21 protein-coding genes are annotated in these 23,728 nt (G+C 62.3%); 12 read left to right on the forward strand and 9 right to left on the reverse strand.

Annotated features, from left to right (window positions below):
• Nucleotides 1–41: 41 nt before the first annotated feature.
• Both ACP7DE_RS12990 and ACP7DE_RS12995 read left to right on the forward strand, forming a co-directional pair.
• The gene (locus ACP7DE_RS12990) at nucleotides 42–2,090 is read left to right on the forward strand and encodes an AsmA family protein (RefSeq protein ID WP_426072473.1); all 2,049 of its coding nucleotides are present in this window, start codon (nucleotides 42–44) and stop codon (nucleotides 2,088–2,090) included.
• Between the two features lie 204 nt (nucleotides 2,091–2,294).
• Nucleotides 2,295–2,513: a glycine zipper 2TM domain-containing protein gene (locus tag ACP7DE_RS12995; protein ID WP_077401543.1), complete on the forward strand. Its 219-nt coding sequence runs from the start codon at nucleotides 2,295–2,297 to the stop codon at nucleotides 2,511–2,513.
• A 78-nt stretch (nucleotides 2,514–2,591) separates the two neighbouring features.
• Here the strand turns inward: ACP7DE_RS12995 and ACP7DE_RS13000 are convergent, their stop codons facing one another.
• Nucleotides 2,592–3,368, reverse strand: a complete 777-nt coding sequence (locus ACP7DE_RS13000; RefSeq protein ID WP_426072474.1) for a Crp/Fnr family transcriptional regulator — start codon at nucleotides 3,366–3,368, stop codon at nucleotides 2,592–2,594.
• Between the two features lie 184 nt (nucleotides 3,369–3,552).
• Here ACP7DE_RS13000 and ACP7DE_RS13005 point away from each other — a divergent pair, with 184 nt between their 5' ends.
• The 4 genes from ACP7DE_RS13005 (at nucleotide 3,553) to ACP7DE_RS13020 (ending at nucleotide 5,801) form a co-directional block, all read left to right on the forward strand.
• Nucleotides 3,553–4,212 carry a glycine zipper 2TM domain-containing protein gene (locus ACP7DE_RS13005; RefSeq protein ID WP_426072475.1) on the forward strand — a complete coding sequence of 220 codons (660 nt, stop codon included), beginning with the start codon at nucleotides 3,553–3,555 and terminating at the stop codon, nucleotides 4,210–4,212.
• Nucleotides 4,213–4,378: 166 nt separating this feature from the next.
• Entirely contained in the window at nucleotides 4,379–4,624 is a 246-nt protein-coding gene (locus ACP7DE_RS13010) for a hypothetical protein (RefSeq protein ID WP_426072476.1), read from the forward strand.
• Between the two features lie 183 nt (nucleotides 4,625–4,807).
• A complete protein-coding gene (locus ACP7DE_RS13015) occupies nucleotides 4,808–4,954 on the forward strand; it encodes a lmo0937 family membrane protein (protein WP_010396376.1) in 147 nt (48 codons plus the stop codon).
• 211 nt (nucleotides 4,955–5,165) lie between these two features.
• Nucleotides 5,166–5,801: an OmpA family protein gene (locus tag ACP7DE_RS13020; protein WP_426072559.1), complete on the forward strand. Its 636-nt coding sequence runs from the start codon at nucleotides 5,166–5,168 to the stop codon at nucleotides 5,799–5,801.
• Nucleotides 5,802–5,870: 69 nt separating this feature from the next.
• Here ACP7DE_RS13020 and ACP7DE_RS13025 read toward each other — a convergent pair whose 3' ends face one another.
• A complete protein-coding gene (locus ACP7DE_RS13025) occupies nucleotides 5,871–8,714 on the reverse strand; it encodes a M16 family metallopeptidase (RefSeq protein ID WP_426072477.1) in 2,844 nt (947 codons plus the stop codon).
• A 225-nt stretch (nucleotides 8,715–8,939) separates the two neighbouring features.
• Here ACP7DE_RS13025 and ACP7DE_RS13030 point away from each other — a divergent pair, with 225 nt between their 5' ends.
• From ACP7DE_RS13030 to ACP7DE_RS13040, 3 genes are all read left to right on the forward strand, one after another.
• Complete coding sequence (locus ACP7DE_RS13030) at nucleotides 8,940–9,281, forward strand: hypothetical protein (RefSeq protein WP_426072478.1); 342 nt, start codon at nucleotides 8,940–8,942, stop codon at nucleotides 9,279–9,281.
• 83 nt (nucleotides 9,282–9,364) lie between these two features.
• Complete coding sequence (locus tag ACP7DE_RS13035) at nucleotides 9,365–10,912, forward strand: TerC family protein (RefSeq protein WP_426072479.1); 1,548 nt, start codon at nucleotides 9,365–9,367, stop codon at nucleotides 10,910–10,912.
• A gap of 67 nt (nucleotides 10,913–10,979) precedes the next feature.
• A complete protein-coding gene (locus tag ACP7DE_RS13040) occupies nucleotides 10,980–11,558 on the forward strand; it encodes a DUF3617 domain-containing protein (protein WP_426072480.1) in 579 nt (192 codons plus the stop codon).
• Between the two features lie 61 nt (nucleotides 11,559–11,619).
• On the opposite strand, the gene ACP7DE_RS13045 is transcribed toward ACP7DE_RS13040, so the two are convergent.
• On the reverse strand, nucleotides 11,620–12,729 hold the full coding sequence (locus ACP7DE_RS13045; protein ID WP_426072481.1) for a porin: 1,110 nt from the start codon (nucleotides 12,727–12,729) through the stop codon (nucleotides 11,620–11,622).
• 316 nt (nucleotides 12,730–13,045) lie between these two features.
• Here ACP7DE_RS13045 and ACP7DE_RS13050 point away from each other — a divergent pair, with 316 nt between their 5' ends.
• The gene (locus ACP7DE_RS13050) at nucleotides 13,046–15,157 is read left to right on the forward strand and encodes a site-specific recombinase (protein ID WP_426072482.1); all 2,112 of its coding nucleotides are present in this window, start codon (nucleotides 13,046–13,048) and stop codon (nucleotides 15,155–15,157) included.
• An 11-nt stretch (nucleotides 15,158–15,168) separates the two neighbouring features.
• The gene (cls, locus tag ACP7DE_RS13055; RefSeq protein WP_426072483.1) at nucleotides 15,169–16,545 is read left to right on the forward strand and encodes a cardiolipin synthase; all 1,377 of its coding nucleotides are present in this window, start codon (nucleotides 15,169–15,171) and stop codon (nucleotides 16,543–16,545) included.
• A 183-nt stretch (nucleotides 16,546–16,728) separates the two neighbouring features.
• Here cls and ACP7DE_RS13060 read toward each other — a convergent pair whose 3' ends face one another.
• Genes ACP7DE_RS13060 through ACP7DE_RS13070 form a run of 3 tightly spaced genes read right to left on the reverse strand, consistent with a single transcriptional unit; the run spans nucleotide 16,729 to nucleotide 19,206 of the window.
• A complete protein-coding gene (locus tag ACP7DE_RS13060) occupies nucleotides 16,729–17,547 on the reverse strand; it encodes a metallophosphoesterase family protein (protein ID WP_426072484.1) in 819 nt (272 codons plus the stop codon).
• A gap of 4 nt (nucleotides 17,548–17,551) precedes the next feature.
• Nucleotides 17,552–18,460, reverse strand: coding sequence for a diacylglycerol/lipid kinase family protein (locus ACP7DE_RS13065; protein ID WP_426072560.1), 909 nt, complete (start codon nucleotides 18,458–18,460; stop codon nucleotides 17,552–17,554).
• Nucleotides 18,461–18,471: 11 nt separating this feature from the next.
• The gene (locus ACP7DE_RS13070) at nucleotides 18,472–19,206 is read right to left on the reverse strand and encodes a phosphatase PAP2 family protein (protein ID WP_426072485.1); all 735 of its coding nucleotides are present in this window, start codon (nucleotides 19,204–19,206) and stop codon (nucleotides 18,472–18,474) included.
• Nucleotides 19,207–19,371: 165 nt separating this feature from the next.
• Between ACP7DE_RS13070 and ACP7DE_RS13075 the strand changes: the two genes are divergently transcribed.
• Nucleotides 19,372–19,596 carry a hypothetical protein gene (locus ACP7DE_RS13075; RefSeq protein ID WP_010396348.1) on the forward strand — a complete coding sequence of 75 codons (225 nt, stop codon included), beginning with the start codon at nucleotides 19,372–19,374 and terminating at the stop codon, nucleotides 19,594–19,596.
• A gap of 109 nt (nucleotides 19,597–19,705) precedes the next feature.
• On the opposite strand, the gene ACP7DE_RS13080 is transcribed toward ACP7DE_RS13075, so the two are convergent.
• From ACP7DE_RS13080 to ACP7DE_RS13090, 3 genes are all read right to left on the reverse strand, one after another.
• The gene (locus ACP7DE_RS13080; RefSeq protein WP_426072486.1) at nucleotides 19,706–20,830 is read right to left on the reverse strand and encodes an AI-2E family transporter; all 1,125 of its coding nucleotides are present in this window, start codon (nucleotides 20,828–20,830) and stop codon (nucleotides 19,706–19,708) included.
• A gap of 91 nt (nucleotides 20,831–20,921) precedes the next feature.
• Complete coding sequence (locus ACP7DE_RS13085; RefSeq protein WP_426072487.1) at nucleotides 20,922–22,106, reverse strand: DUF1501 domain-containing protein; 1,185 nt, start codon at nucleotides 22,104–22,106, stop codon at nucleotides 20,922–20,924.
• Nucleotides 22,107–22,126: 20 nt separating this feature from the next.
• Nucleotides 22,127–23,686 carry a DUF1800 domain-containing protein gene (locus tag ACP7DE_RS13090; RefSeq protein WP_426072488.1) on the reverse strand — a complete coding sequence of 520 codons (1,560 nt, stop codon included), beginning with the start codon at nucleotides 23,684–23,686 and terminating at the stop codon, nucleotides 22,127–22,129.
• Between the last annotated feature and the right edge of the window lie 42 nt (nucleotides 23,687–23,728).

Below are 23,728 nucleotides of genomic sequence, written 5' to 3' on the forward strand. Positions count from 1 at the left end.
CTTGCATCTATCCAGAAAGAAACGCTTCTTACCCCACACCTATGCCACGCTTTATCGCCCTCTCGCGCCGCCAGAAAATCGCCCTCGCCAGCGCCGCCGTGCTGGTCGCCCTGCCCGTCACGGCCGCCGTCATCCTGCTCAACATGGACTGGAACCGCGCCAAGCCCTGGCTGAATGCACGCGCCAGCGAAGCGCTGGGCCGGCCCTTTGTCATTGCGGGCGACCTGTCGCTGACGTGGCAGCAGCCAGGGATTGCGTGGCAACAAAACTGGCGCGCCTACCTGCCGTGGCCGCACTTACAGGCAAAAGATGTGCGCCTGGGCAACCCGAACGCCATGACAGCGGCGAATGACACGGCGCAGCTGGCCAGCGTGAGCCAGCTGGCGTTTTCACTCAATCCGCTGGCCCTGCTGGACAAGAAAATCATCATCCCGCAATTGCGCTTCGATACGCCGCAAGTACGCCTGCTGCGCAACAAGGATGGCAAGAACAACTGGACCTTCGACAAGCAGGAGCAGCCGTCGCCGTGGCAGCTGGAACTGCAAAGCGTGGTCTTCAGCAAGGGCAGCGTGACGCTGAACGATGCCGTCACGCACACAGCGATGCGCGCCGATGTCGACACCATAGCGAACGATGCGCGCTACGGCATCGCCTGGAAACTGTCCGGCACTTACCGTGGAGAAAACATCCAGGGCGGCGGCAAGGCGGGCGGCGTGCTGTCGCTGCAGCAGCAAGGCACGCCCTTCCCCATCCAGGCCGACATGCGCGCGAACGGCAGTAGCGTGGCCATCGAAGGCACCTTGACGCGCCCGGCGGACCTGGCCGCGCTCGACGTGCGCCTGAAAATATCCGGGCCCAGCATGGCGCGCCTGTACCCATTGACGGGCGTGCTGCTGCCGGAAACGCCGCATTTCAGCACGGAAGGCCATTTGACGGGCACCCTGGCGCCGCGCGGCGGCGAATGGGTGTACGACCAGTTCAGCGGCAAGGTGGGGTCGAGCGACATCAGTGGCAAGCTGGCCTTTTCGGCCAGCAAGCCACGCAAGCGCCTGACGGGCGAAGTTCACTCGCGCCTGCTGCAATTTTCCGACCTGGGTCCGCTGGTGGGCGCCGATTCCAGCGCCAGCAAGAAGGAACGGGGCGTGCCGTCGACGCAGCCGGCCGGCCGCGTGCTGCCGGTGGAAACCTTCAAAACGGAGCGCTGGACCAGCCTGGACGCCGATGTGCGCTACACGGCGGATAAAATCACGCGCGACGCCGAGTTACCGATCAGCAAGCTCGACACGCATGTGGTGCTGATGGACGGCGTGCTGTCCTTGACACCGCTCAACTTCAACGTGGCGGGTGGCACCCTGACGTCGCAGATCAGGCTCGACGGCAGCGGCAAAGTCATCGCCAACGGCATCGCCGCCGAACTCAAGGCCAGCGCCCGCCATCTGCACATCCAACAACTATTTCCCCGCCTGCCGGCCTTGCAGGCCAGCGTAGGTGAAATCAATGGCGACGCTTCGCTGTCGGCCACGGGCAATTCCGTCGCCAGCCTGCTGGGCAGTTCGAACGGCGAAGTGCGCGCGCTGATCAACCGGGGCAGCATCAGCAAGCTGCTGCTGGAAGAAATGGGCTTGAATATCGGCAGTGTCGTGCTGACCAAGCTGGTGGGCGACAAGCAGGTCAGGCTCAATTGCATGGCTGCCGACTTCGCCGTCACCAAAGGATTGATGCGCACGCGCCAATTCATCGTCGACACGGACGATGCGGTGCTGCATATCGACGGCACGGTGAACCTGGCCAATGAACAACTGGACCTGACCTTGCAGCCGGACAGCAAGGGGCTGCGCATCTTTTCGCTGCGCTCGCCCCTGTATGTGCAAGGCACCTTCAGCAAGCCCGATGTGAGCGTCGACAAGGGCGTGCTGGCCCTGCGCGCCGGCGGCGCTCTGGCGCTGGCCGTGGTGGCGCCCGTGGCGGCGCTGCTGCCGCTGGTCAATACTGGTCCCGGCGAGGACAGCGAATGCGCGGCCCTGCTGGCCCAGGCGCGCGTGAAACCGGTGGCGCCGAAACCGGGCAAGGCACCGCGCAAAAGCCGGTGAACGAGATGGCAGAATATGACAACGTTGCCGCCAGCCGTGCACGATTACAATTGTTACACCCCTATGTGCGTTGCCGAACAGACCCTGCCTTGTCACAATCCTATTCTGTAATCGTGCCTGAAACACCCAAGACGTGGCGACACGAAGTCCCACCGGCCCATACCATGCCGGCGCCACGAGGTCCGAATTCATAGGAGAACTATTATGCAAATCATTAAAAAAATCGCCGCTACCACTTCCGTTGCCGCTCTGCTGCTGAGCTTGACTGCTTGCGCCAACATGTCCGGCCAGGATAAAAATACGGCCATCGGCGCCGGTGTCGGCGCCGTTGCCGGTTCCGTACTGACGGGCGGCAGCGCCATCGGTGCAGTCGGTGGCGCCGCCGTCGGCGGCGTGATCGGTAATCAGGTCAAGCCGAAGTAATCGTTGCTCAAGAAAGCGGGGTGGGTGCCCAGGCGCCCACCCCGCTTTTTTACGTCTGCGGCACAAGAATGAGGGAAATCAGACGAAGACGTTGGCCATGCCGATGGCGCCGCTGTCCTTGACCAGCGCGTAACAGCGGCAGGAGACGGCTTCCAGGCCGGCGGAATCGAGGATTTCGATATTGCCGCGGCTGTAGGTGATGAGTTTTTGCTGTTGCAACGCGCTGGCTGCCTTGGTCACGCCGACGCGCCGCACACCGAGGGTGTGGGCGAGAAATTCATGCGTCAGGTGAAATTTTTCCGACTGCAGGCGGTCGCGCGTGATCAGCAGCGAACGGGCCAGACGCGCCTCGAGCACATGGAAGCGGCTGCATACGGCAATCTGGATGGCTTGCGCCAGCAAGGTGTCCGTGTAGCGGTACAGCAGGCGCTGCAGGGAATCGAGCTGGGCGAACTCGGCGCAGAACGCCGCCCGTGCGATGCGGCTGGCCGTGCCGGAACGTTGTACCACGGCACGTACTTGCGCCAGCTCATGACCCAACGCGACGGAAGCGCCCAGCACGCCTTCACGGCCGACGGAGCCCACTTCCAGGGTCATCCGGCCTTCCGCCACGGCCAGCAGCGAGATCAGGCAGTCGCCGGGAAAGTAGATATAGCCGATCGGCTGGCCCGGTTCGTACAGCACCTCGCCCACCTCGACCGTGACGGTATCGAACAGCGCCGTCAGGTGGCGCAAGTCGTGCTCGGGCAAGCTGGCCAGCAAGCGGTTGCCGGCGTCAAGCGCGCCCGCAGGCGACCCCAGGCCAGATCGGCCTGCGTCGCGGGACAGGGTCATGCTGGCGTTCGTTGGTCGCATTGCTTTTCCTTGTTGTCGTTAAAACGTTACAACTCGACATAATTTTTACTTAGCCTACGGTGCAGTACCGTGCCTGTATGTACGGTGACGCACGGAAGCGCGGCACGCGGCACAGCACACTGGCTGCATGCACGGACCACACGCACTACCCATGTCATTATTTAAAAACACCAAGGAGCTTTCCATGACCACCACCACCAAATCCCTCCATCCGCTGGTGCTTGCCGCCGCCGTCGCCGTCCTGCTGTTCTGCGGCGTGGGCACGGCGGCCCTGATGGGCTGGCTGCCCTCGTCCCAGGGCGATGCGCAGCCACTGGCGGCCAGCACTTCGGCCGAACAGCTGGCCAGCCTGCAGGCAAACCAGCCGCAGGCGAACTTGCAGCCTGCCGGCGCGCAGCCGCTGGCCGCCTTACCGCTGCAACAGCAGCAGCAACAGCAGCAGCAGCCCGTGCGCCAGCAACAGCCACAGCCACAGCAACAATACGCGGCAGCCCCTGCGCCGCAGGTATGTGGCAATTGCGGCGTGATCGAAGCCATCCATGAAGTCAATACCCGCGCCGAAGGCAGCGGCGTGGGTGCGGCCGGCGGCGCCGTCGTTGGCGGCTTGCTGGGCAACCAGGTCGGTGGCGGCCACGGCAAGCAACTGGCTACCGTGCTGGGCGCTGTTGGCGGCGCCGTGGCCGGCAACCAGATCGAAGGCAGCGTGCGCGCCACGCGCAGCTACAACATCGTGGTGCGCCTCGATAACGGCAAAACGCGCACCGTGCACCAGAGCGCCGCGCCGAACTGGCGTCAGGGCGACCGCGTACGCGTCGTCAACGGCGCCTTGCGCGCCATCGACTAAGGGGCTGGCGGCCAGCGCGCCGCCCGCCACTGTGGCACATTACACACACGCCCGGCCTGTCCGGGCGTTTTCTTTTTGATCATGTTCGTTGGCGTACAGATAAGCTTGCCGTGGCGCGAGATGATGCATTCAGGAAAGTTCAACGGAATGTCATCAAGGAGTAGCCATGGAATGCGACAAGGCAGGCAATAATCGGATCTGGCTCGGCTTTATTGGCGGCGGCTTGCTGGCCACCGCGCTGGGCTTCTGCGCGCTGGACCTGGCGCCTTCGCAAGCGGGCGCGCCCGTGTTCGGCGTCATGCTGTTGCTCACGGGCGGCATGCTCAGCTGCCTGGCGGGTGCCGTCGGCATGGCCGGCATGCTGGCGTGGGTGCCAGGCATGGCCGATGAGCACGCCGACCGGCCCCGATAGTTGAGCCTTGTGTACGACAGCGTACAGAACGCAAGACAAACAAAGTAGACACTTAGTCATGGCATCAGCGTTCAGCGACCCGGTCGCCGCGCAATGACAAGAACCGATGACGGCGCCACGCGCCAGCGCCCGCAAGGCCAAGGCAGTCGCCGTCATCCACACATTACTCTCGGAGGACATATCATGCTGTATACAATCGCCGTCGTACTCATTATTCTTTGGCTGCTGGGCCTGGTAACTTCCTATACCATTGGCGGCTTCATCCACATCCTGCTGGTGGTCGCCGTGATCATGGTACTGCTGCGCTTGATCAGCGGGCGCGGTTTATAGCAGCCAATTCACTGGCCAGACAGGGCGGCGCGCGTGCAAACGGGCGCCGCCTTTTTGCCGCCTTTTGCATACAGTGTGCGCGCACTGGCAAACAGCTTCATTTTGCAGTAACGTGTACAGGTAATTCTGGGTATGTCCCAATAACAAAACAAGGAGAAAATCCATGAAAGAAACATTCAAAAAAGGCCCTGGCGCCAAATCCCTGATCGGCATGCTGGTGGTCGCATTGGCCGCTAGCGGCTGCGCGGACATGTCCTCGACGCAACGTGGCACGGCCACGGGCGCTGGCATCGGCGCTGGCCTCGGCGCCTTGATCGGCGGCACCACCGGTGGCGGCAGCAGCGGCCGCACGGCCGGCGGTGCCCTGCTGGGTGCGGCAGCTGGCGCCGTAGTCGGCAATATCTGGTCGAACCGCATGGAAAACCAGAAGCGCGCGATGGAACAAGCGACACAGGGTACTGGTGTGCAAGTGTCGCAAACGGCTGATAACCGCCTGAAAATGGAAATTCCAAGCGACATTTCCTTCGACACCAACCGCGCCGACATCAAGGGTAACTTCCGCCCCATCCTCGACCGCTTCGCCGCCACCCTGAATGAAAACCCGAACACCACGGTCAGCATCATCGGCCATACGGACAGCACGGGCAGCGCTTCCATCAACGAACCGCTGTCGGTGGAACGCGCGGCCCACACGCGCGACTACCTGGCCATGCGCGGCGTCTCGCCGACGCGCGTCGTCACGGAAGGCCGCGGCGCACGCGAGCCGATCGCCTCGAATGCAGATGCATCGGGACGTGCACGCAATCGCCGCGTGGAAATTTATGTCGCAGAGTTAGCACCACGCTAAGCTGACACGCATCAATAAAAAACCCGCTGGCAATGTCATTGCCAGCGGGTTTTCTCTATCTAAAACAGCTTATTTCGACGTCGTTGCCTTGGCGCCGCTCTCGCCCTCTTTCGCCACCTTGGCGAAGTCGCCGGCCGTCACGATAGAGACGGCCGATGGCTTCAGGTACTCGCGCAAGCTCTGGTTCACTTGCGCCAGGGTCAATGCTGCCACTTTCGCTTCCAGGTCCTTGTCGTACGCCATGGTACGGTCTTGCGCAAGATAATCGGCCAGACCACGCGCCAGGCCGCTGTCTTGCGTGCGGCCCACTTCTTCCGATTGCAGCCAGCCTTTCTTCGCCTCGACCAATTCCTCTTGCGTGAAGCCGTCGGCCAGCACCTTGGCGATCTCCTCGCGCAGGGCCGCTTCCACCTTGACCGTGTTTTGCGGCGCGCTGATGGCATACGCCATCCAGTAACCGGCTGGTTCGCGCGACGGTACCGTCACTTGCGAGCCGACGCCGTACGACAAGCCTTCCTTCTGGCGGATGCGGTCGGCCAGGCGGCTGCGCAAGGCGCCGCCACCGAGCATGTGATTGGCGATCAGCAAGGCGGGATAGGTGGCGGCGTCATCCTTGAGGGGAATCGGCTGGATGGCGAACAGCACGCTATTCGCCTTGTCCGGCGTTTCCAGCGTGACTTTTTCGCCACTGACGGGCTTGACGGTGTCGGCAATGCGAACATACGGCTGCTGCGCCTTCCAGCTGCCGTACAGGCTGGCCACTTGCGCCTTCAGCACGGCCGGGTCAAAGTCGCCCACGGCAGCGAAAGTCGCGTTCGCAGCGCCATAATAGGCGCCATGGAAGGCTTTCACATCGGCCACCTGGATGGCTTTCCATTGCGCCAGTTCCGCCGGCAGGGTGGCCACGTGGCGCACATGGCCTTCCGGCGTGGCGTCGAGCAGGCGGCGGAAGGCGTTCACGGCCAACGGCTGCGGTTCAGGCAATTCCTGTTCCGCGCGGCCCACGCGCTCGCGCTGCAATTCCAGGAATTCCGTTTCGCTCAGGGCCGGCTTTTGCAGCACTTGCGCCAGCAGGTCCATGGCGGCCGGCAAATTTTCGCGCTTGCCCGTCAGCATGGCGGTGACGCCCTCGGCGCCGCCCGTGATGGCCACTTGCGTGCCCAGCTGGTCGAACTTGTCCTTCACTTCCTGGCGCGACAGTTTATCCGTGCCGCGCGACAACAGATTGGCCGTGTAACTGCCCACTTGCGCCTTGCCGCGCAAGCTTTCTTCGCTGCCGATCTGCAATTTCAACACAAGGCTGACGGTGTTGCCCTTGGTTTTCTTCGGTAGCAAGGCGCCCTTCAAGCCGTTCGGCAAGGTGAAGCGCTGCGTGCGCGCTTCGATATTGTCGGGACTGGGATCGAACGCCTCGCCCTGCGCCACCACGGCGCGGCCCGTGTAGCCGGCTAGTTGCGGCGCCACGTCGGCGTAGGCCGGCACCACCGTGCGGTCCGGCGCGTCGGTGGGGATGAAGCGGCCCAGGGTGCGGTTCGAGCTCTTCAGGTATTTCTCGGCCGCCGCCTGCACCTGCGCTGTCGTCAGCTTGTCGAGCTGGTCGCGCTGCAGGAAGAACAAACGCCAGTCGCCGGCTGCCAGCGATTCCGTCAGGGCGATCGTCATGCGCGCCGTGTTCGAGGTGATCAGTTCCACCTGCTTGTTCAGTTGCTGTTTCACGCGCGCCACTTCCGCCTCCGTGATCGGCTGCGATTTCAGCTCTTCCAGCACTTTCAGCATGGCTGCTTGCGCCACGTCGAGGTTGCCATCGACGGGCACCAGCGCGCCGAACAGGTTGTAGCCCGGCTCCAGGTTGCTCACCGAGTTGTATTCAATCTTGCTGGCCAGCTTGGTTTCCACCAGCGCCTTGTGCAAACGGCCGGCCGGGGCGTCCGTCAGCACGTGGCCCAGCACCTCGATGGCGACGGCGTCCGGGTTGCCGGACGGCGCCACATGGTAGCCGGCGCCGACGAACTGCGTGCCGCCGCTGCGGCGCACCGTCACGGCACGTTCGCCATCCTGCACCGGTTCGGCAGTGTAGGTCGGTTCGATCACGCGCGTGGGTTTCGGGATCTTGCCGAACAGCGCATTGATCTGCTTCAAGACCTTGGCTTCGTCGAAGCGGCCCGCCACCATCAGCACGGCATTATCTGGCTGATAATATTTATGATAAAACGCGCGCAGACGGGGAATGTTGACTTGCTCGATGTCGGAACGGGCGCCGATGGTCGACTTGCCATAGTTGTGCCAGTCGTAGGCGATAGCCTGGATGCGTTCGCTGGTCACGCCGATCGGGTCGCTTTCGCCCATCTCGAATTCATTGCGCACGACCGTCATTTCCCCCTTTTGCGTCGTCGGATTCCACAGATCGTTCTGGTCGATGGCGGCGTTGACCATACGGTCCGCTTCCATCGCCAGCATCTGGCGCAGGTTGTCGTCGTTGGCGGGGAAGGTGGCGTAGTAATTGGTGCGGTCGTACCAGGTGGTGCCATTGAACTGCGCGCCCGTCGAGTTCAGGATCTCGACCGGGGTTTTCGTGCCCTTCCTGACGCCGAAGTTGGCGCTGGGCTTGAACAGCAAGTGCTCGAGTAAGTGGGCCATGCCCGTTTCGCCATAGTTTTCATGGCGTGAACCGACCAGGTAAACGATGTTGGTGGTCAGGGTCGGCTTGCTGGCGTCCGGGAACAGCAGCACGCGCAAGCCATTCGCCAGGCGATATTCGGTGATGCCTTCGACGGACGTGACTTTGACGGCGGCGCGGTTGGGTGCAGCCTTGGCGGTTTTCTGGGTCGGCGCGACGTCCACCGGGGTGGCGGCCAGGATGAAGGAAGGCGACAGGATGCCGGCGGCAAGCAGGAGGGCGGTAATTGGTTTCAAAGCGGAGTCCTGGTAACACTACGTTTAAAAATGCACAGGCGAAAGATGCGCAAGCGCAATGCGATACAAACGCAAACATTGCCATAGGCCCGCGCTGCGTCTTCGCTGCCCAGGGAAATTATTGCACTCACAATTTACGGCATACTTATCAGTTACGCAAGTCCTGTCATCGGGCTGTTATCTGCCCGTGTTATACTTCACGGTTCCAGAACTATCAGCCTGTATATGAGACGAGCTCTCGTCCTGCTCTGCCTTTTTGTTTTCATCGCCCTACCCCAGGCGTTCGCCAGCATGGCCTACGCCAGCCCTTCCCCATTCCAGCATGCAGTCGCGGCCGGCGTTACCACCACGCCCGCCTTCGTCGCCGATTGCCTTGACCCCAGCGCCCATGCGGGCTTGCCCGGTGACAACTGCGACGCCGACGAATGCGACAACGACCCCATCACGCTGTACCCGACCTCGCGCCAGGGCGCGCCTTTTTGCGCCATCATTTGGCAGGCGGGACCGGGCGCACTTGCCGAAGCGGACGCGCGGCAGGTCACCCGGCCGCCGCGCGTCCGCCTCTGAATATATGCATGCAACACCCACGCGCCTGGGGCAGTTAGCCGCCAGGCACGCTTTACACTGATCGACTTTACAAGGTTACACACATGGAATGGTTATTTGACCCGACAATCTGGGTCGGCCTGCTGACGCTGGTCGTACTGGAAATCGTACTGGGTATCGACAACCTGATCTTCATCGCCATCCTGGCCGAGAAACTGCCGCCGCACCAGCGCGACAAGGCGCGCGTGCTGGGCCTGACCCTGGCCCTCGTCATGCGCCTGGGCCTGCTCTCCCTGATTTCCTGGCTGGTCACCCTGACCACGCCATTGTTCTCCCTATGGACATTCTCGTTTTCGGGGCGCGACCTGATCCTGCTCATCGGCGGCCTGTTCCTGCTGTTCAAGGCCACTACCGAGCTGCATGAGCGCCTTGAAGGGGTGGCCCACGCCCAGACGGGTCCCAAGGTCTACGCCGGCTTCGGCCTGGTGGTGACGCAGATCGTCGTGCTCGACGCCGTCTTTTCGCTCGACGCCGTCATCACGGCCGTCGGCATGGTGGACAACCTGTACGTGATGATGGCGGCCGTCGTCATTTCCATCGTCGTCATGATGCTCGCCTCAAAAGTGTTGACGCGCTTCGTCAACGCCCACCCTACCGTCGTGGTGCTGTGCCTGAGCTTTTTGCTGATGATCGGCCTGTCCCTGGTGGCCGAAGGCATGGGCTTCCACATTCCGAAAGGGTATCTGTATGCCGCTATCGGTTTCTCGATCGTCATCGAGTTCTTCAATCAGCTGGCGCGCCGCAATTTTCTCAAGCTGCAATCGAATGCGCCGCTGCGCGACCGCACGGCGCAAGCCGTGCTGAGCCTGCTGGGCGGGCGCAAGGGCCGCGAAGCTGTCGAAGAGCACGAAGTCAAGGAAGCGCTCGACCCGTCCGCCTTCGGCGTGGAAGAGCGCAACATGGTCAGCGGCGTGCTGACCCTGGCCGAACGCTCGATCCGCTCGGTGATGACGCCGCGCGGCGACGTTTCGTGGGTCAACCTGAGCGACAGCCGCGAGAAGATGCTGCAACTGCTGCGCGAAACGCCGCACAGCATGATTCCTGTCTGCAATGATGACCTGGACAATGTGATCGGCATCGCGCGCAGCAAGGACCTCATCGAAGATCTCGTGTCGCACGGCAAGATCGACCCGGCCAGCATGCGCGAAGCCATCGTCGTGCCGGAAGCGGCCGGCGTGCTGAAAGCCATGGAAACCTTGAAGCGCTCGCGCGGCCAGCTGGTGCTGGTGGTCGACGAGTTCGGCACCGTGCAAGGCGTGCTGACGCCCATCGACATTCTCGAAGCCATCGCCGGCGAATTCCCCGACGAGGACGAGCAACCCGACGTGGAAGTACTGGGCCCCGGCCACTGGCGCATCGACGGCGCCACGGACCTGCATTACCTGGAGCAAGTCTTCGAGACGGAGTCACTGGTCAGCGAAGATGGCGATTACAACTCACTGGCCGGCTTCCTGCTGGCGCACTTTGAAAACATGCCGGCCGTGGGCGAAGTGCTGGAACTCGATGACTTGCGCTATGAAATCGTCGAGGCCGACGAGCGCCGCATCGCCTGCGTGGACGTGCGCCGCATCGAACCCGATCACAGTTTGTAACACATTGGCAAGCGTGCCCCGCTTGCCATGCCGTATGCTGGGGTCTGCCCTTTTTGGAGACGCCAACATGAACCACTCCCTGCTACGCCTGAGTTTGCTGGTCTGCGCCGCCATCGGCGCGCACGCCGGTGCCCAGGCTGCCTCGCCGTCCACCACCATCAAGCCGGGCCTGTGGCAAGTCGACAGCAAGATGGCGTCGCCCGATGCCGCTACCGACAACGCCATGTCCATGGTGTTGCAGCAACTGGGCAACCTTCCTCCCGATCAACGCAAGCAGCTGGAAAACATGGCCGCCAGCCGCGGCATGGCCATGCCCACCGTGGGCGCCGATGGCGCCGTGCGCGTAACGGCGTGCGTGACGCCGGAAATGGCTGCGCGCAAGCAGATTCCCACGGGCCAGCCCGGCGATTGCAAGTCGACCAATACCGACACTGCGGGCGGCATGAATGTATCGTTCACCTGCGCAAACCCGAAATCGAGCGGCGAAGGCCAGGTGCGCTTCAGTGGCGACCAGGCTTTCAGCATGCAACTGGCGGTGACCACCAGCGCGCGCGGCACGCCGGAGCAGGTGAACGTCACAAGCAACGGCAAATGGTTGGGGGCAACGTGCCCTGCGCCATCAACCGCTGGCGCTCAGAAGCCGTGACGGAAGCCTATGTTAAAGGCGCGCTGTCATCCTGCACCGGCCGCCTGGCGGGCGCGGCTGCTCAGAAGCCATGACGAAAGCCCATATTAAAAGCGGCGTCGCCGCGTCCCGCGTCGCTGGCATTGCCCACCGTGTAGCGGGCGCCGTTCTTGTTGTGGATCTTCGCGTAAGACGCGTAGAAATCGCTGCGTGTTGACAGCGAGTACGTGAGACCGACGGCCACCTGATTGGCATCACGGTTGGCCAGGTCGCGGTCATCCTTGCGCACGTACGAGGCCAGCAGCTTTAAGCCGCCCACGGGCACGGATACGCCCAGCAAGGTGTCGCGGCTATCCGACGACGACATCGACAGGGCCAGCGAGCTGTACGCATTGCTGGGGTCCCACGGCGAACTGCCATAGCCCTTGTTCACGCCCACGGCGGCAAAGGCGGTGGCCACTTTGAGGTCGATATTTGCCGCGATCAGAGTGTTGCGGGCCGACATGTCGATGGCGGGCAGGGTGCCTGAGGCGAGGATGAAGTTGTTCTTGCGCTGGTGCGACACGCTGATATTCACGGCGCCGGCCGAATAACCGAGCGTGGCACCGTACGCGCGGTTGTTGGCGCTGCTGTACGGCGACTCGCCAAAGCTGTAGATGGCGCTGGCGGACACGCCGCGCAAGGCGGGCGTCACGTATTTGACGGTATTGTCATAGCGTTTCACGCTGTAGCCGGCCAGGTTGCTGGCACTGCCGGCCATGCCGCCCTTGAACGGGTCGGCCACGTCGGTCAGCGTCAGGTATTGCAGGTTGTACTGGCGACCCAGGGTCAGCGCGCCCAGGCGGCTGTCCAGGCCCACGTAAGCCTGGCGGCCGAACAAACGGCCGTCCTCCGACTGCCCCGTGTCGTTCTGCACGCCCGCTTCCAGGGCAAATACGGCGGACATGTCATTGCCCAAGGCTTCGCGGCCCTGCACGCCCAGGCGCGAGCCGGATGCCACGCCACCGGACACCTTGCTGCCGGCGCAACTGGCGGCACAGCCCCGGTCGGCAACGATACCCGCGTCAAGCACGCCATACACGGCAACGTTACTGGATGCGGCATTGCTCGCGCCATCGGCAGCCTGGGCCGCTGCGCCCAGCGCGAACGGCCCCATCCCTATCACAGCCAGCGCAAAATACGAGGTCTTCATGATAAATATCTCGGTAACGTGGGTGAAACTTTCCGGTATTGATCAGGACATGCGCTGTGTGTCTGATCTTAGTGTTACCTTATCCTCGCTTTTTGTCCATCCATCAGTGCGTTGTGCAACAGAAACTTCAGCTTAGCCCCGGGAAACACGTCGCGCACTGACAACACGCAAGAGTGACCATGATTGTGGTACTAGCGGCAAAATGGCGTTAAAAGCAGGCCCTGCCGTAAAGCAATGTTCGGTAGCGAACGTTGCGCGATTTGACGCAGGCGGTACACTACTGGTTTTACCGACAGCGGCTCGCCCGTTTTTCTGCATGCTAGCTATCCTCGAACGCATTGACCCCAACTCCAGCAATATCGACTTGCTGGTGGAATTGTTCAACTCTCTGCGTCCCAAGCGCCCCCACGACAGCGCTACCGCGATCGCCAACGTGCGCACCCTGCGCCAGCTTCTCAAAGGTAACCGCGCGCAAGCGCGCGCGCTGCACGAATACGTGCTGCGCGTGCTGGCCGCGCGCCGCCACGCCAGCTTGTACACGGACATCGGCGTGCTGTCGAACAGCGGTTTCTTCACCGAATTGAAACGCCGCATCGCCTACCGCATGCTGCCACCCGCCCTGGGCGACGAGTACCTGAACGACGCACTCGACCAGGTGCTGTACCTGAAGACCGATTATTTGTGGATCAGCAACGTGCCCGCTGCGGACTGGCTGGAACTGTTCGACGTGCTCACCAGCGACGATATCGAACTGGCCGTCGGCGATGGCAATATCATGCTGCCGGGCATGCTCGATGCCATCCGCACGCTGTCCTACCGCGTCTGCGCCATGGGCCTCGAACCCGAACTGACGCGTTTCCACAATGAAATCGAAGTGTTCCAGTCGCCGTTCATGGTGCAGAACACGGAAGTGAACGCCTACCTGGACGCCTACACGAATCTGCTGCACGGCAATATCGAGCACATCGAGGACGCGCGCCATTTGCTGGTGATGTTGGACCAGTGCGATACCGTCATCGCCAAGATCCGCAAGAAGGCCCTGTACCAGGGCACCAGCATTCCCCTCACGTATTTATTGGTGGCGCTGGCGCAAAGCATCGACCGCCTGCGCAAGCTGTTGTTCCTGGTCGACACGAGCGGCGAGCTGCCCAGCTCCGCCAACGTGGACATCGCCGCCATCACGGTGGACGCCACACAAGACTTGCTGCACCCGCAGCCCGTCAGCCGCCGCCGCGCGGGCGCCGTCGCACTGGCGCTGGAACTGATACGCGCGCATAACCACAAGTACAAGGTCAGCGACCTGTTTTCCGACAATATCAACTTGCTGGCGCGCAATGTGACGGAAAACGCCAGCCGCACGGGCGAACACTACATCGCGGAAAGCCGGCGCGAGATGGGCGCCATGTTCCTGTCATCGGCCGGCGCCGGCGTCATCATCGGCTTCATGGCCCTGTTCAAGATATTGATGTCGTATTTGCGCTCGGCACCGCTGGTCGAAGCATTCATGTTCAGCATGAATTACTCGATCGGCTTCATGTTCATCCACTTGCTGCACTTCACGGTGGCCACCAAGCAGCCGGCCATGACGGCCTCGCGCATCGCCGCCGGTCTGCACAGCAAGGATGGGCGAAATATCGACCTCGACAGCATGGCGGAACTGATCAACAAGGTCTTCCGCACGCAAAACATGGCCGTGCTGGGCAACCTGGCGACGGCCATTCCCACGGCCTGGCTGATCGCGCTGGGCTACAAGGCGATCACGGGCCACAACCTGGTGTCGCCGGAAAAAGCCATGCATTTGCTGCACGATATCGACCCCATCGGCAGCCCCGCCATCTTCTACGCCATGATTGCCGGCGTGTGCCTGTTCGTGGCCGGCCTGATTTCGGGCTACTATGACAACCAGGCGCTGTACACGCGCTGGGCGCAGCGCATCGCGCAATTGCGCAGCCTGGGCAAAGTGATCGGCCAGGAGCGCTTGCAACGGCTGGGCCTGTACCTGGAAAACAACCTGGGCGGACTGATGGGGAACTTCTATTTCGGTATCCTGCTCGGTTCCATCGGCACCCTGGGCTTCCTGATCGGCTTGCCGATCGATATCCGCCACATCACCTTCTCGGCCGCCAACTTTGCGACAGCGCTGGTGGGACTGGACCACAACATGAGCTGGCAACTGGCCGTCAAGTCGCTGTCGGGCATCTTCGCCATCGGCACCACCAACCTGCTGGTCAGCTTCGGTTTAGCCCTGTGGGTGGCCCTGCGTTCGCGCCAGGTGCGCTTCAAGCACGGCATGCAATTGTTGAAGATTCTCGGCAAGCGCTTCCTGCGCTCGCCCATCGTCTTCTTCTTCGGCTCGAAAAACCCGCCACCACTGGCATTGGCCGATGACTCGGCAAACCTGTCACCCACGACCAAGGCTCAAAAATGACCGCCAGGCGCATGCAACCCTGCCTCACCGCCCTATTGCTGTGCTGGACCCTGGCGGCATGCGCCTCGCTGCCCAATGTCAAGAACCTCAACACCACCCTGGAACCGGTGGCCAGGCCGAATGTGATCACGGGCAAGGGCGCCTTGCTGAACGTCAACAGCCGGGCCGCCCTGCTCAACAAGCGCTGGGCCAAGTCCGGCATGGACTTGAAGACCCAGGCCGCGCTGGAAGAGGCGGCCACGGGCGTGCCTTTGATCAAGGGCAACAAAGTAACCCTGCTGTTTGACGGCCCGCAAACCATGGCCGCCATGTTCCAGGCCATCAGTGAAGCGAAGAGCAGCATCAACCTGGAAACGTATATCTTCGACCAGGACCCGCTGGGCCTGAAGTTTGCCGACATGCTCATCGAAAAGCAGCAGGCGGGTGTGACGGTGAACGTCATCTACGATAGCGTGGGCACCATTGGCGTGCCGCAAGCGTTCTTCGAGCGCATGCGCACGGCCGGCATCCACCTGGTGGCCTTCAACCCCGTCAATCCTGCCAAACTGAAGGGCGATGAGTGGAAAATCAATAACCGCGACCACCGCAAGGTGCTGATCGTCGACGGCAAGATGGCGTTTACGGGCGGCATCAATATCAGCGATACCTATGCCAAGAGCTCGCTGTTCCGCTCGAAATCGAAGCCCACCGACAAGAAGGATGTGGGCTGGCGCGATACGCACGTAAAAGTGGAAGGCCCGGCCGTGGCCGCCTTCCAGTGGCTGTTCATCCGCACCTGGGCTCAGCAAGACCAGGCCGACTTGCCGGACGCGAATTATTTTCCGCCCCTGTCGGAAGTGGGCGACAAACTGGTGCGCGTAGTGGCCAGCGAGCCGGACGGCGGCTTTGAAATCTACAAGGCGTATATTTTAGCCATCCAGGAAGCCAAGAAATCCATCCACATCACGTCCGCCTATTTCGTGCCCGACCAGCAGACGGTCGACGCGCTGGTCGCCGCCGCGAAACGTGGCGTGGATGTCACCGTGGTGCTGCCGGGCGTGTCCGACAGCGGCTTGGTGTTCCATGCGGGACACGCCCTGTACGACCAGTTGCTGGCCGGCGGCATCCGCATCTTCCACTTGAAACTGGCGGTGCTGCACGCCAAGACGGCCGTCATCGACGGCGCCTGGTCGACCGTGGGCTCGACCAACATCGACATGCGCAGCTTCCTGCATAACAGCGAACTGAACGTGATCGTGCTGGGCGACAGTTTCGGCCGTGAAATGGAAAACGCCTTTCAGGAAGACTTGCGCGACTCGGAAGAGATTACCCGGGCAAAATGGGAAACGCGGCCCATCTCGGACCGCATGAAGGAGTGGGCGGCGCGCTTCATGAACTACTGGCTGTAAGGGAGTAGCCGTCAAAAAGTCCAGAGCGTTGTTGCATTGCCTCGCCGTACTATTCGTACTGTCTTCGGCAACGCGCCTAGCCTTGGCCATTTTGCCGGCCACTCCTGCTGCCGACTTACGATGGCGCAGGTCGGCGTAGGTCGGATGACACGGCGTACCGCCGCTAATCCGACCTACGAGATACTACAGCGGCCGCAAGCTGGCCCACACGCCGCCCTGGCGCTCGAACGCTTCCGTGCTGACTTTTTCAAAGTCGGCGCTGTCTTCATTCCAGCTGTAGCGCTCGACTCTGATGCAGCGGTCTTCGATGCGGATGACATTGAAGGAGTTAGACTCGCCCCTGCCCCGCGTGGACGTGGCCGTGCCCGCCTGCACCATCAGGGCAGCGTAGCCGTCGATCTTGTAGCGCGCCGAGGTATCGCCCGCATGGCTGGCGTGCAAATGGCCGGCCAGCAACAAGTCCACGCCGCATTCGGAAAACATTTGCAGCGCCAGCGGCGCGCGGTCGACCAGATCATCCTTGTCGAAGTGCTCGGGCAAGTCAAATGGATGGTGCGTGACGATGATGCGCGTCAAACCGGGCGGCAAACGGCCCAGGCGTTCACGCAGGACATCGATCTGCTCTTGGCTGATACGGCCATCCTTGAACGTCAGGGAGCGGGCCGTATTGATGCCCAGCACGGCAATTTCGTCGTCCACATACTCGGGCGACAAATCGTCCGTCACATGGCGCCGGTACTTCACCAGCGGCGTCAAAAAGCGGGAAAATACGTTATACAGGGGCACGTCATGGTTGCCCGGCACCACGATCTGTGGCCCCGGCAAGCTGTCGAGAAAGTGCCGCGCTGCCTGGAACTGGGCGCTGCGGGCGCGCTGCGTCAAGTCGCCCGAGACCACCACCACGTCCGGCTCCAGGCGCTCGACCAGCGCGCGCAAGGGTACCAGCAGGTCCGCATCGACCCTGCCAAAATGCAAGTCGGACAAATGCACGAGGGTACGCATGGCCTTACTCCCTGGAAGGTGCCGGCGCAGGCACCAGCACCGCCAGCGCGGCCGTGCGGATGCGGTACTGCAGCGGCGTATTCATGATGGTCACTTCGCCATCGGTGGCCACGCGCAATCGCCGGTGTTTCGTGGCAATCTCCAGGTCGGTGGCCGTCAGCACGTCGAAATCCTTGGCTTGCGACAACTTGCCGAACAGCGCGTGCAGTGCCAGGCGCACCAAGCCCAGGCGGCCCGGACGCTGCGCCACGTACAGGCTCAGCTGACCGCCATCGAGCCGCTCGCGCTCACCGATAGTCAAGCCTTCCATCAGGTATTCATTATTACCGATGAACACAAACGGCGTGCGCCGCGCATGCACGGCATCGTTGAGTTTCAATTGCACGCTGAGGAATGGATAGCGGCGCAAGGCGGCCAGCAGGGCCCAGCTGAAGGCCAGCCACTTACCCCTTCCCAGCCGGCGTTGCTGCTTTTCGCGGTCGCGCACGATGTCCGGATACAGGCCCAGGCTGGAATTGTTGAGGAAGATGCGGCCATTCACTTCGCCCACGTCGACTTTGTGCAGCACGCCCTGCGCCACATTGGCGATGGCCGCATCGAGGTCGAGCGGGATACTCAAATCCTTGGCGAAATGGTTCAGGGTGCCTAGCGGCAAGACACCAAACGGCGTGCCGCTGCCGACGACGACGGACGCCACGGCATTGATGGTGCCGTCGCCGCCACCGGCCACGACGATGGGCGCGCCATCGCGCAGGGCCTGCTCGGCCGTGGCGATCATCTCGGCCCCGCTTTGCGCCAAGGTGATGGCGGCGTCAAGCCCCACGGCCAGGAACTGTGCTTCGAGCTGCTGCGCCCAGTCGGGCGCATAGCCACAGCCAGCGCCCCCGTTGATGATGACTGCAATTTTGCTCAGGATCTTTCCCCTTATTTGGTTTGCCGGATATGCCGGCGGCGACGCAGGGTCGACACGCCGGCGATGCAGATGGCCAGCCAGCCATAGCTTTCCGCCATGGCCGCCAGCACATCGCTCAGGTAATGCGCGCCCAGGTAGATGCGGCTGAAACCCACGAGTGACGCCATCAGGAAGGCACCCAGCGCTATGGCGATGCGCTTGCCCCACGCGCCCGGCGCCGTCTGGCAAATCAGGTAGGCGGCCAGCAAGCCGTACAGGGCCGTCGAGGTGGCCGTATGACCACTGGGAAAGCTGTAGGTGCTGAGGGCCGTCTGCAAGATGGGCTCGTCAAAACTGGGCCGCGCACGGACAAAAATGTACTTTAGCAGGAGGTTCAAAAACATGACGCCCGGCATGGTAATGACCAGGGTAAACAGCCAGTAGGTGGCGCCCTTGCGGTGCAGATACCAGCCCAGCAGGGTCGCCAGGGTGATGGCGCCGATCACGCCATGCAGGTGCGTGACGACCAGCAGGCAACTGGTGATCCATGGCACGGCATGCTGGTTGAACCAGTGCGCCACCTGCAAGTCGATCACCGTGATTTGTTGCATGCCCATCACGGCTTCGGCGATTTCGTGAAAGACCACGATGGCCACCAGCATCAGGGCCACGCCGACCGTCATGTGCAGGCCCAGTTCGCCCTCGGGCGACAGGCGCGCTTCGACGAAGCGGCGCAGTCTCGTGGTCCAGCCCGTGGTCATGCCCATGTCATTCTTCTCTTGCAAACTGCTCTCACTTTCCTGTTCGTGGTGATGATCAAAAAAACCACACCAGTAAAAAAATACTGTTTATTCATACAGTAGCTGTGTTTTCATACAGTAGTTATGCTATTCTGATGACTCGTTCAACACATCTCCCTCAAAGGAATTGTCATGGCAACATTGAATAGCGGTTTTGGCTCACGGTTCGGCCTGGAATACGCCCCAAGCTCTTTCCTCGTCCGCATGGGCAAGCGCGAAATCCTCGTTTGCCGCGACTTCCGCAAGCGCTACTACACCGTCAATCCCTTGATCGAGTGCGGTACGGGCATCGAGCCGGGCTATGTTGAAGTGCTGCTGATGCGCCGTTGGTTGCTTATTCTATCCAAGGCGCATTAAGAATGACTTTAAAACAAGGTGCTCGCACCCTGTTGTAAAGTCAGCTCGCCCGGCTCCGCCAGGAACACGACAGTACCGGCCAGCGGCAACAGCGCTGGCCGACCCCTCACTACTGTGTGCGTTCCGGCGCAGCCGGGCTGGCAGGTGTCTCAGCAGATGCGTCGGCAAGTGCGTTGGCAGGCGGTACGCTGCCAGACACATTCGCTTCGTACCAAAGCGTCACGAACAGCACCATCACGACGGGGCCGATGAACAGGCCCACGAGGCCCAGGGTTTCCACGCCGCCCAGAATGCCGAACAGCACGGCCAGGAAGGGCAAGCGGGTGGCGTTGCCGATCATGCCGGGACGCACGAAGTGGTCGGCCACGAATAGCACGACGGTGCCCCACGCGGCCACGCCGATGGCGCCGCCTACATTGCCCTGGAAAACCAGCAAGGCGGCGGCACACAGGTAAGCCAACGGAGCGCCAAAGGGGATGATGGCCAGGATGCCGGTAGCAAACGCCCACAGGGCCGGTGACGGCAAGCCGACGATGGCGTAGGCGATACCGATCAGCACGCCTTCCGCCAGACCCACCAGCACCAAGCCGTTGACGGTGGCGCGGATGGCCGTGGGAATCTTTTGCGCATAGCGGCCCCAGCGTTCAGGACGCAGGAAATGGCTGCCGACGGCCGTGATCTGGCGCGTCAGCGCTTCGCCATCCTTGTAAAAGAAAAACAGGCACAAGAAGGCCAGGCCGAAATCGACCAGGCGGTGGAACACGTCCGCGCCGAGGATTTTCAGCATGTCGCGTGCGGAATGAAAGCCGCCCACGGCGCTGCCCGCAAAGAAGTGACTGAGGCCGTGGGGCTGGCTCAGCGTGGCTTGCCACCAGTCGCCGATGGCGCTACCGGCCAGGGGAATGTGCACCACCCAGTCCGGCACGGGCAAGCCCTCGGTATTCGCATGCACGATGAAATTGGCCAGCACGGGCACTTCGCGCGCCGCCTGCGCCACGCCGAACAGCACGGGTATGATGAAGATGCAGGCGAACGCCAGGGTCAGCGCGGCCGCCGCGATGATGGTGCGCTGCCCCAGCGCCGCACGCACGCGCAGGTACAAAGGCCAGGTGGCCACGCACAGGATGCCGGCCCACACGAGCGGCAAAAAGAAACGCTGCATGACGACGGCCGTCACGGCAATCAGGGCCAGGGAAAAGCCTGCGCTGACGATGTCGCGCTGGGTATCGCTCATACCACTCCATTCGTGCCCGCCGTGGTGAGTAGTGGCGGGCTTGGCTACGCGCCAGTTGCGCAGGCGTAGCGTAACACGGCGGCATGGCGATTTATACCAGTCCCAGCTCCACCGGTTTGACGCCGACAAACACGTGATCGAGTTGCGCCGGCGTCAAGCCGAACGTGCGGCGCAGCAAGCCGCCCAGCACGGCGCGGTATTCATTCAGCACGGGCATGTCGCGGTTCTGGAACAGGTTCGCCGGCGAAATCGCTACCTGCTCGCCCGCCACCTGCTTACCCTTGATGCCGCCGCCCAGCACCCAGAACACGCTGCCGTGGCCGTGATCCGTGCCGCGGTTGCCGTTTTCGCGGAAGGTGCGGCCAAATTCGCTGACCACCACCACCACGGTATTGCGCCATGCACTACCCATTTCCTGCGAAAACGCGGCCAGGCCCCGCCCCAGCTCATCGAAGCGCCCCGCCAGATAGCCGCTGGCGCCGCCCTGCCCCACATGCGTATCCCAGCCGCCCACATCGACAAAGCCGATGTTGTATTTGTCTTTCATCAAGCGGGCGATGCGCTGCGCTTCCAATTCAAAGCCCTTGGTACTGATGGCGTTGCGGTTGGCCGCCTGCATTTCTCCCGTCAACTCTTTCGCCACGTCGTCGCGCACGGCAAAGCCCGCGCTGACGGGTTGCTGCAAGGGCGTGCCCCTGTACATGGCGGCGATGACCTGGCTTTGACGCGCATCAATACCCGACTTGCCCACGGAGCGCAGCCCCATGTTCGGCACTTGCACGCCGCCCTGGAAGATCAGGGGCAACTGGTCCGTGAAGGAAATGGCGTGGTTGCTGCTATTCAGGATTTGCGCCAGCCGGTTCAGGAAGCCCGAGCGGAAATCGCGGCGCCCGCCGATCTCCTGTCCCAGTTCGATACTGTCCTGCGTCTCGAAATGGCTGCGCGTCAAATCCGTCGTGCCCGCAAATGGAATGAAGGCCGCCTCGCCACCATGGAACATGGGGTAAATGGTCTCGCGCAAGGCCGGATGCAAGGCCCAGTCGGCAGTCAATGCCAGCGCGCCGTTGTCCGCACCGGGTTTCGCAATGGCGATATTCGGCCGCGAGGCATAATAGAAATCGCTGCCGACCGGCACCAGCAGGTTGTTGGCGTCATAGCCGCCGCGCAAGAAGACGAACAGCAGCCGGGCATTCGTGGCGGGCGCGGCCAGCAAGCTGCCCGCATGCGACAACAGGGGCGCGGCGGCCAGGGCTTTCAACAAGTCACGACGGTTCATGGCGATTCCTTCAGCGTAACTTAGCGGTGCATCATTTCTGGCGACGACAGCAAAAACGTGTTCCACTCCTGCGGCGAAGCGGCCTGTTCCAGGGCCTGGCGCGTGGCCGGACTCAATGTTGGCTGCAGCGACTGGTAATACAGGGCGCTGGCCAGTTGCGGGAACGCCACTTTTTCCTGCGCCTGCGGGCCATCCGTCTTGAACAGGCCGGCGCTGCCCGAACCGATGGTGCGGGCGATATCGAAGCGCGTCGTCATCTGGCCGGGGCTGGCCCAGGAAGCGTCAGCCAGCGGATAGCCATCCGGTGTCTGGCGTCCGTACAAGGGCTGGCCCATGCGCGAAAGCCAGTTCAGCATGGGACCCGCGTTGAGGATGGGCTTGTCGTCATAGCTGAGGCGCACGGCCGACACCACATAATGCATGGGGTCCTTGAATTTCTTGCCCAGCGACTGCCGGAACTCCGGACTGCTGAACATGGTCTGCAGCACGTCGGCGATCATGCCGTCGCTGTGCTGGAAGGTGGCCGCCATGCGCGCCACCAACGGCTCGGGCGGATTGTCGCTGACGAAATACTGGGCCAGCTTGCCGCTAATAAAATACGCGGTGGCGGGACTGCGGCTGAGGCGATCCAGCGCTTCATCGAGCTCGGCCAGTCCCCGGCCTTTCACCGTTTGTCCGAGGAATTGTTTATCGCCGTAATCGTGGCGGTTCGGATTGAATTCGAACAAGCCCCGGCGCACGTATTGCGACTGCAGCACCGGTTTGACTTTCGGCGTGTCCGCTCCCAAGTTTGCTCCCAAGTTCACCCCCACCCCCGTCAGGATGCGCGCCAGCTCCTGCACATCCGTCTGGCTGTAGCCACCATTCACGCCCAGCGTGTGCAACTCCATCAGCTCGCGCGCATAGTTTTCATTGATGCGCTTGACGGCATTGGCTTCATTGTCCAGGTAACGCAACATGGCCGGATGGTGGACGGTCGCGCCCAGCAAGTCACGAAATTTCCCCAAGGCATGCGGCGCGATGGCATTCGCCTCGTAATCGCCCACCATGGCGCGCAAGTTGTGCTTGCCCTGGTGCACGCTGAAATGGTTGAGCCAGAACCAGCTCAGTTGCTGCTGCAACTGGTTCGGCGAATACACGTCCAGCAACAGCGAACGCGTGGCCGCCTCGCGCGCCAGGCGGGCGAGTTCCTGTTGGTAATCCTTTTGCGCCTGCTGCTTCGCCATATCGTCCATGACGCCAGCCGACTCCTTGCGCTTTTGCTCCATAGAAATCACCAATTGATCCAGCGGCACCTGGCTGATGGTCATGGCGTCGATCTGCGCCTGGACGGCAGGCGGCAAGGTCGTTTTTCCTGGGTGCAACTGCGCCTGCAGGTAAGCGTTCCAGCCTTGCGCCTGCAATTGGCGCACGCTGCCGCCGTTCACGCCCCAGCTGATGCGCTCGAGCATGGCGATGCCTTGCGCGGCATTGTCAGGCGCGGCGACGGCATGCTGCTCGGCCGGCGGCGCCGTCGCGGCGCAGCCGGCCAGCAACAGCAGGGAAATCAAGGTCGTCGGCAGCAGTCGGCTGGGGGTCATGGCTATCCTTCAAGCGGTTTCATGCAGAATGCCTGAGGGTAC

This window comes from Janthinobacterium sp. DSP2-3-3 (genome assembly GCF_049897325.1).
GTDB lineage: Bacteria > Pseudomonadota > Gammaproteobacteria > Burkholderiales > Burkholderiaceae_D > Janthinobacterium.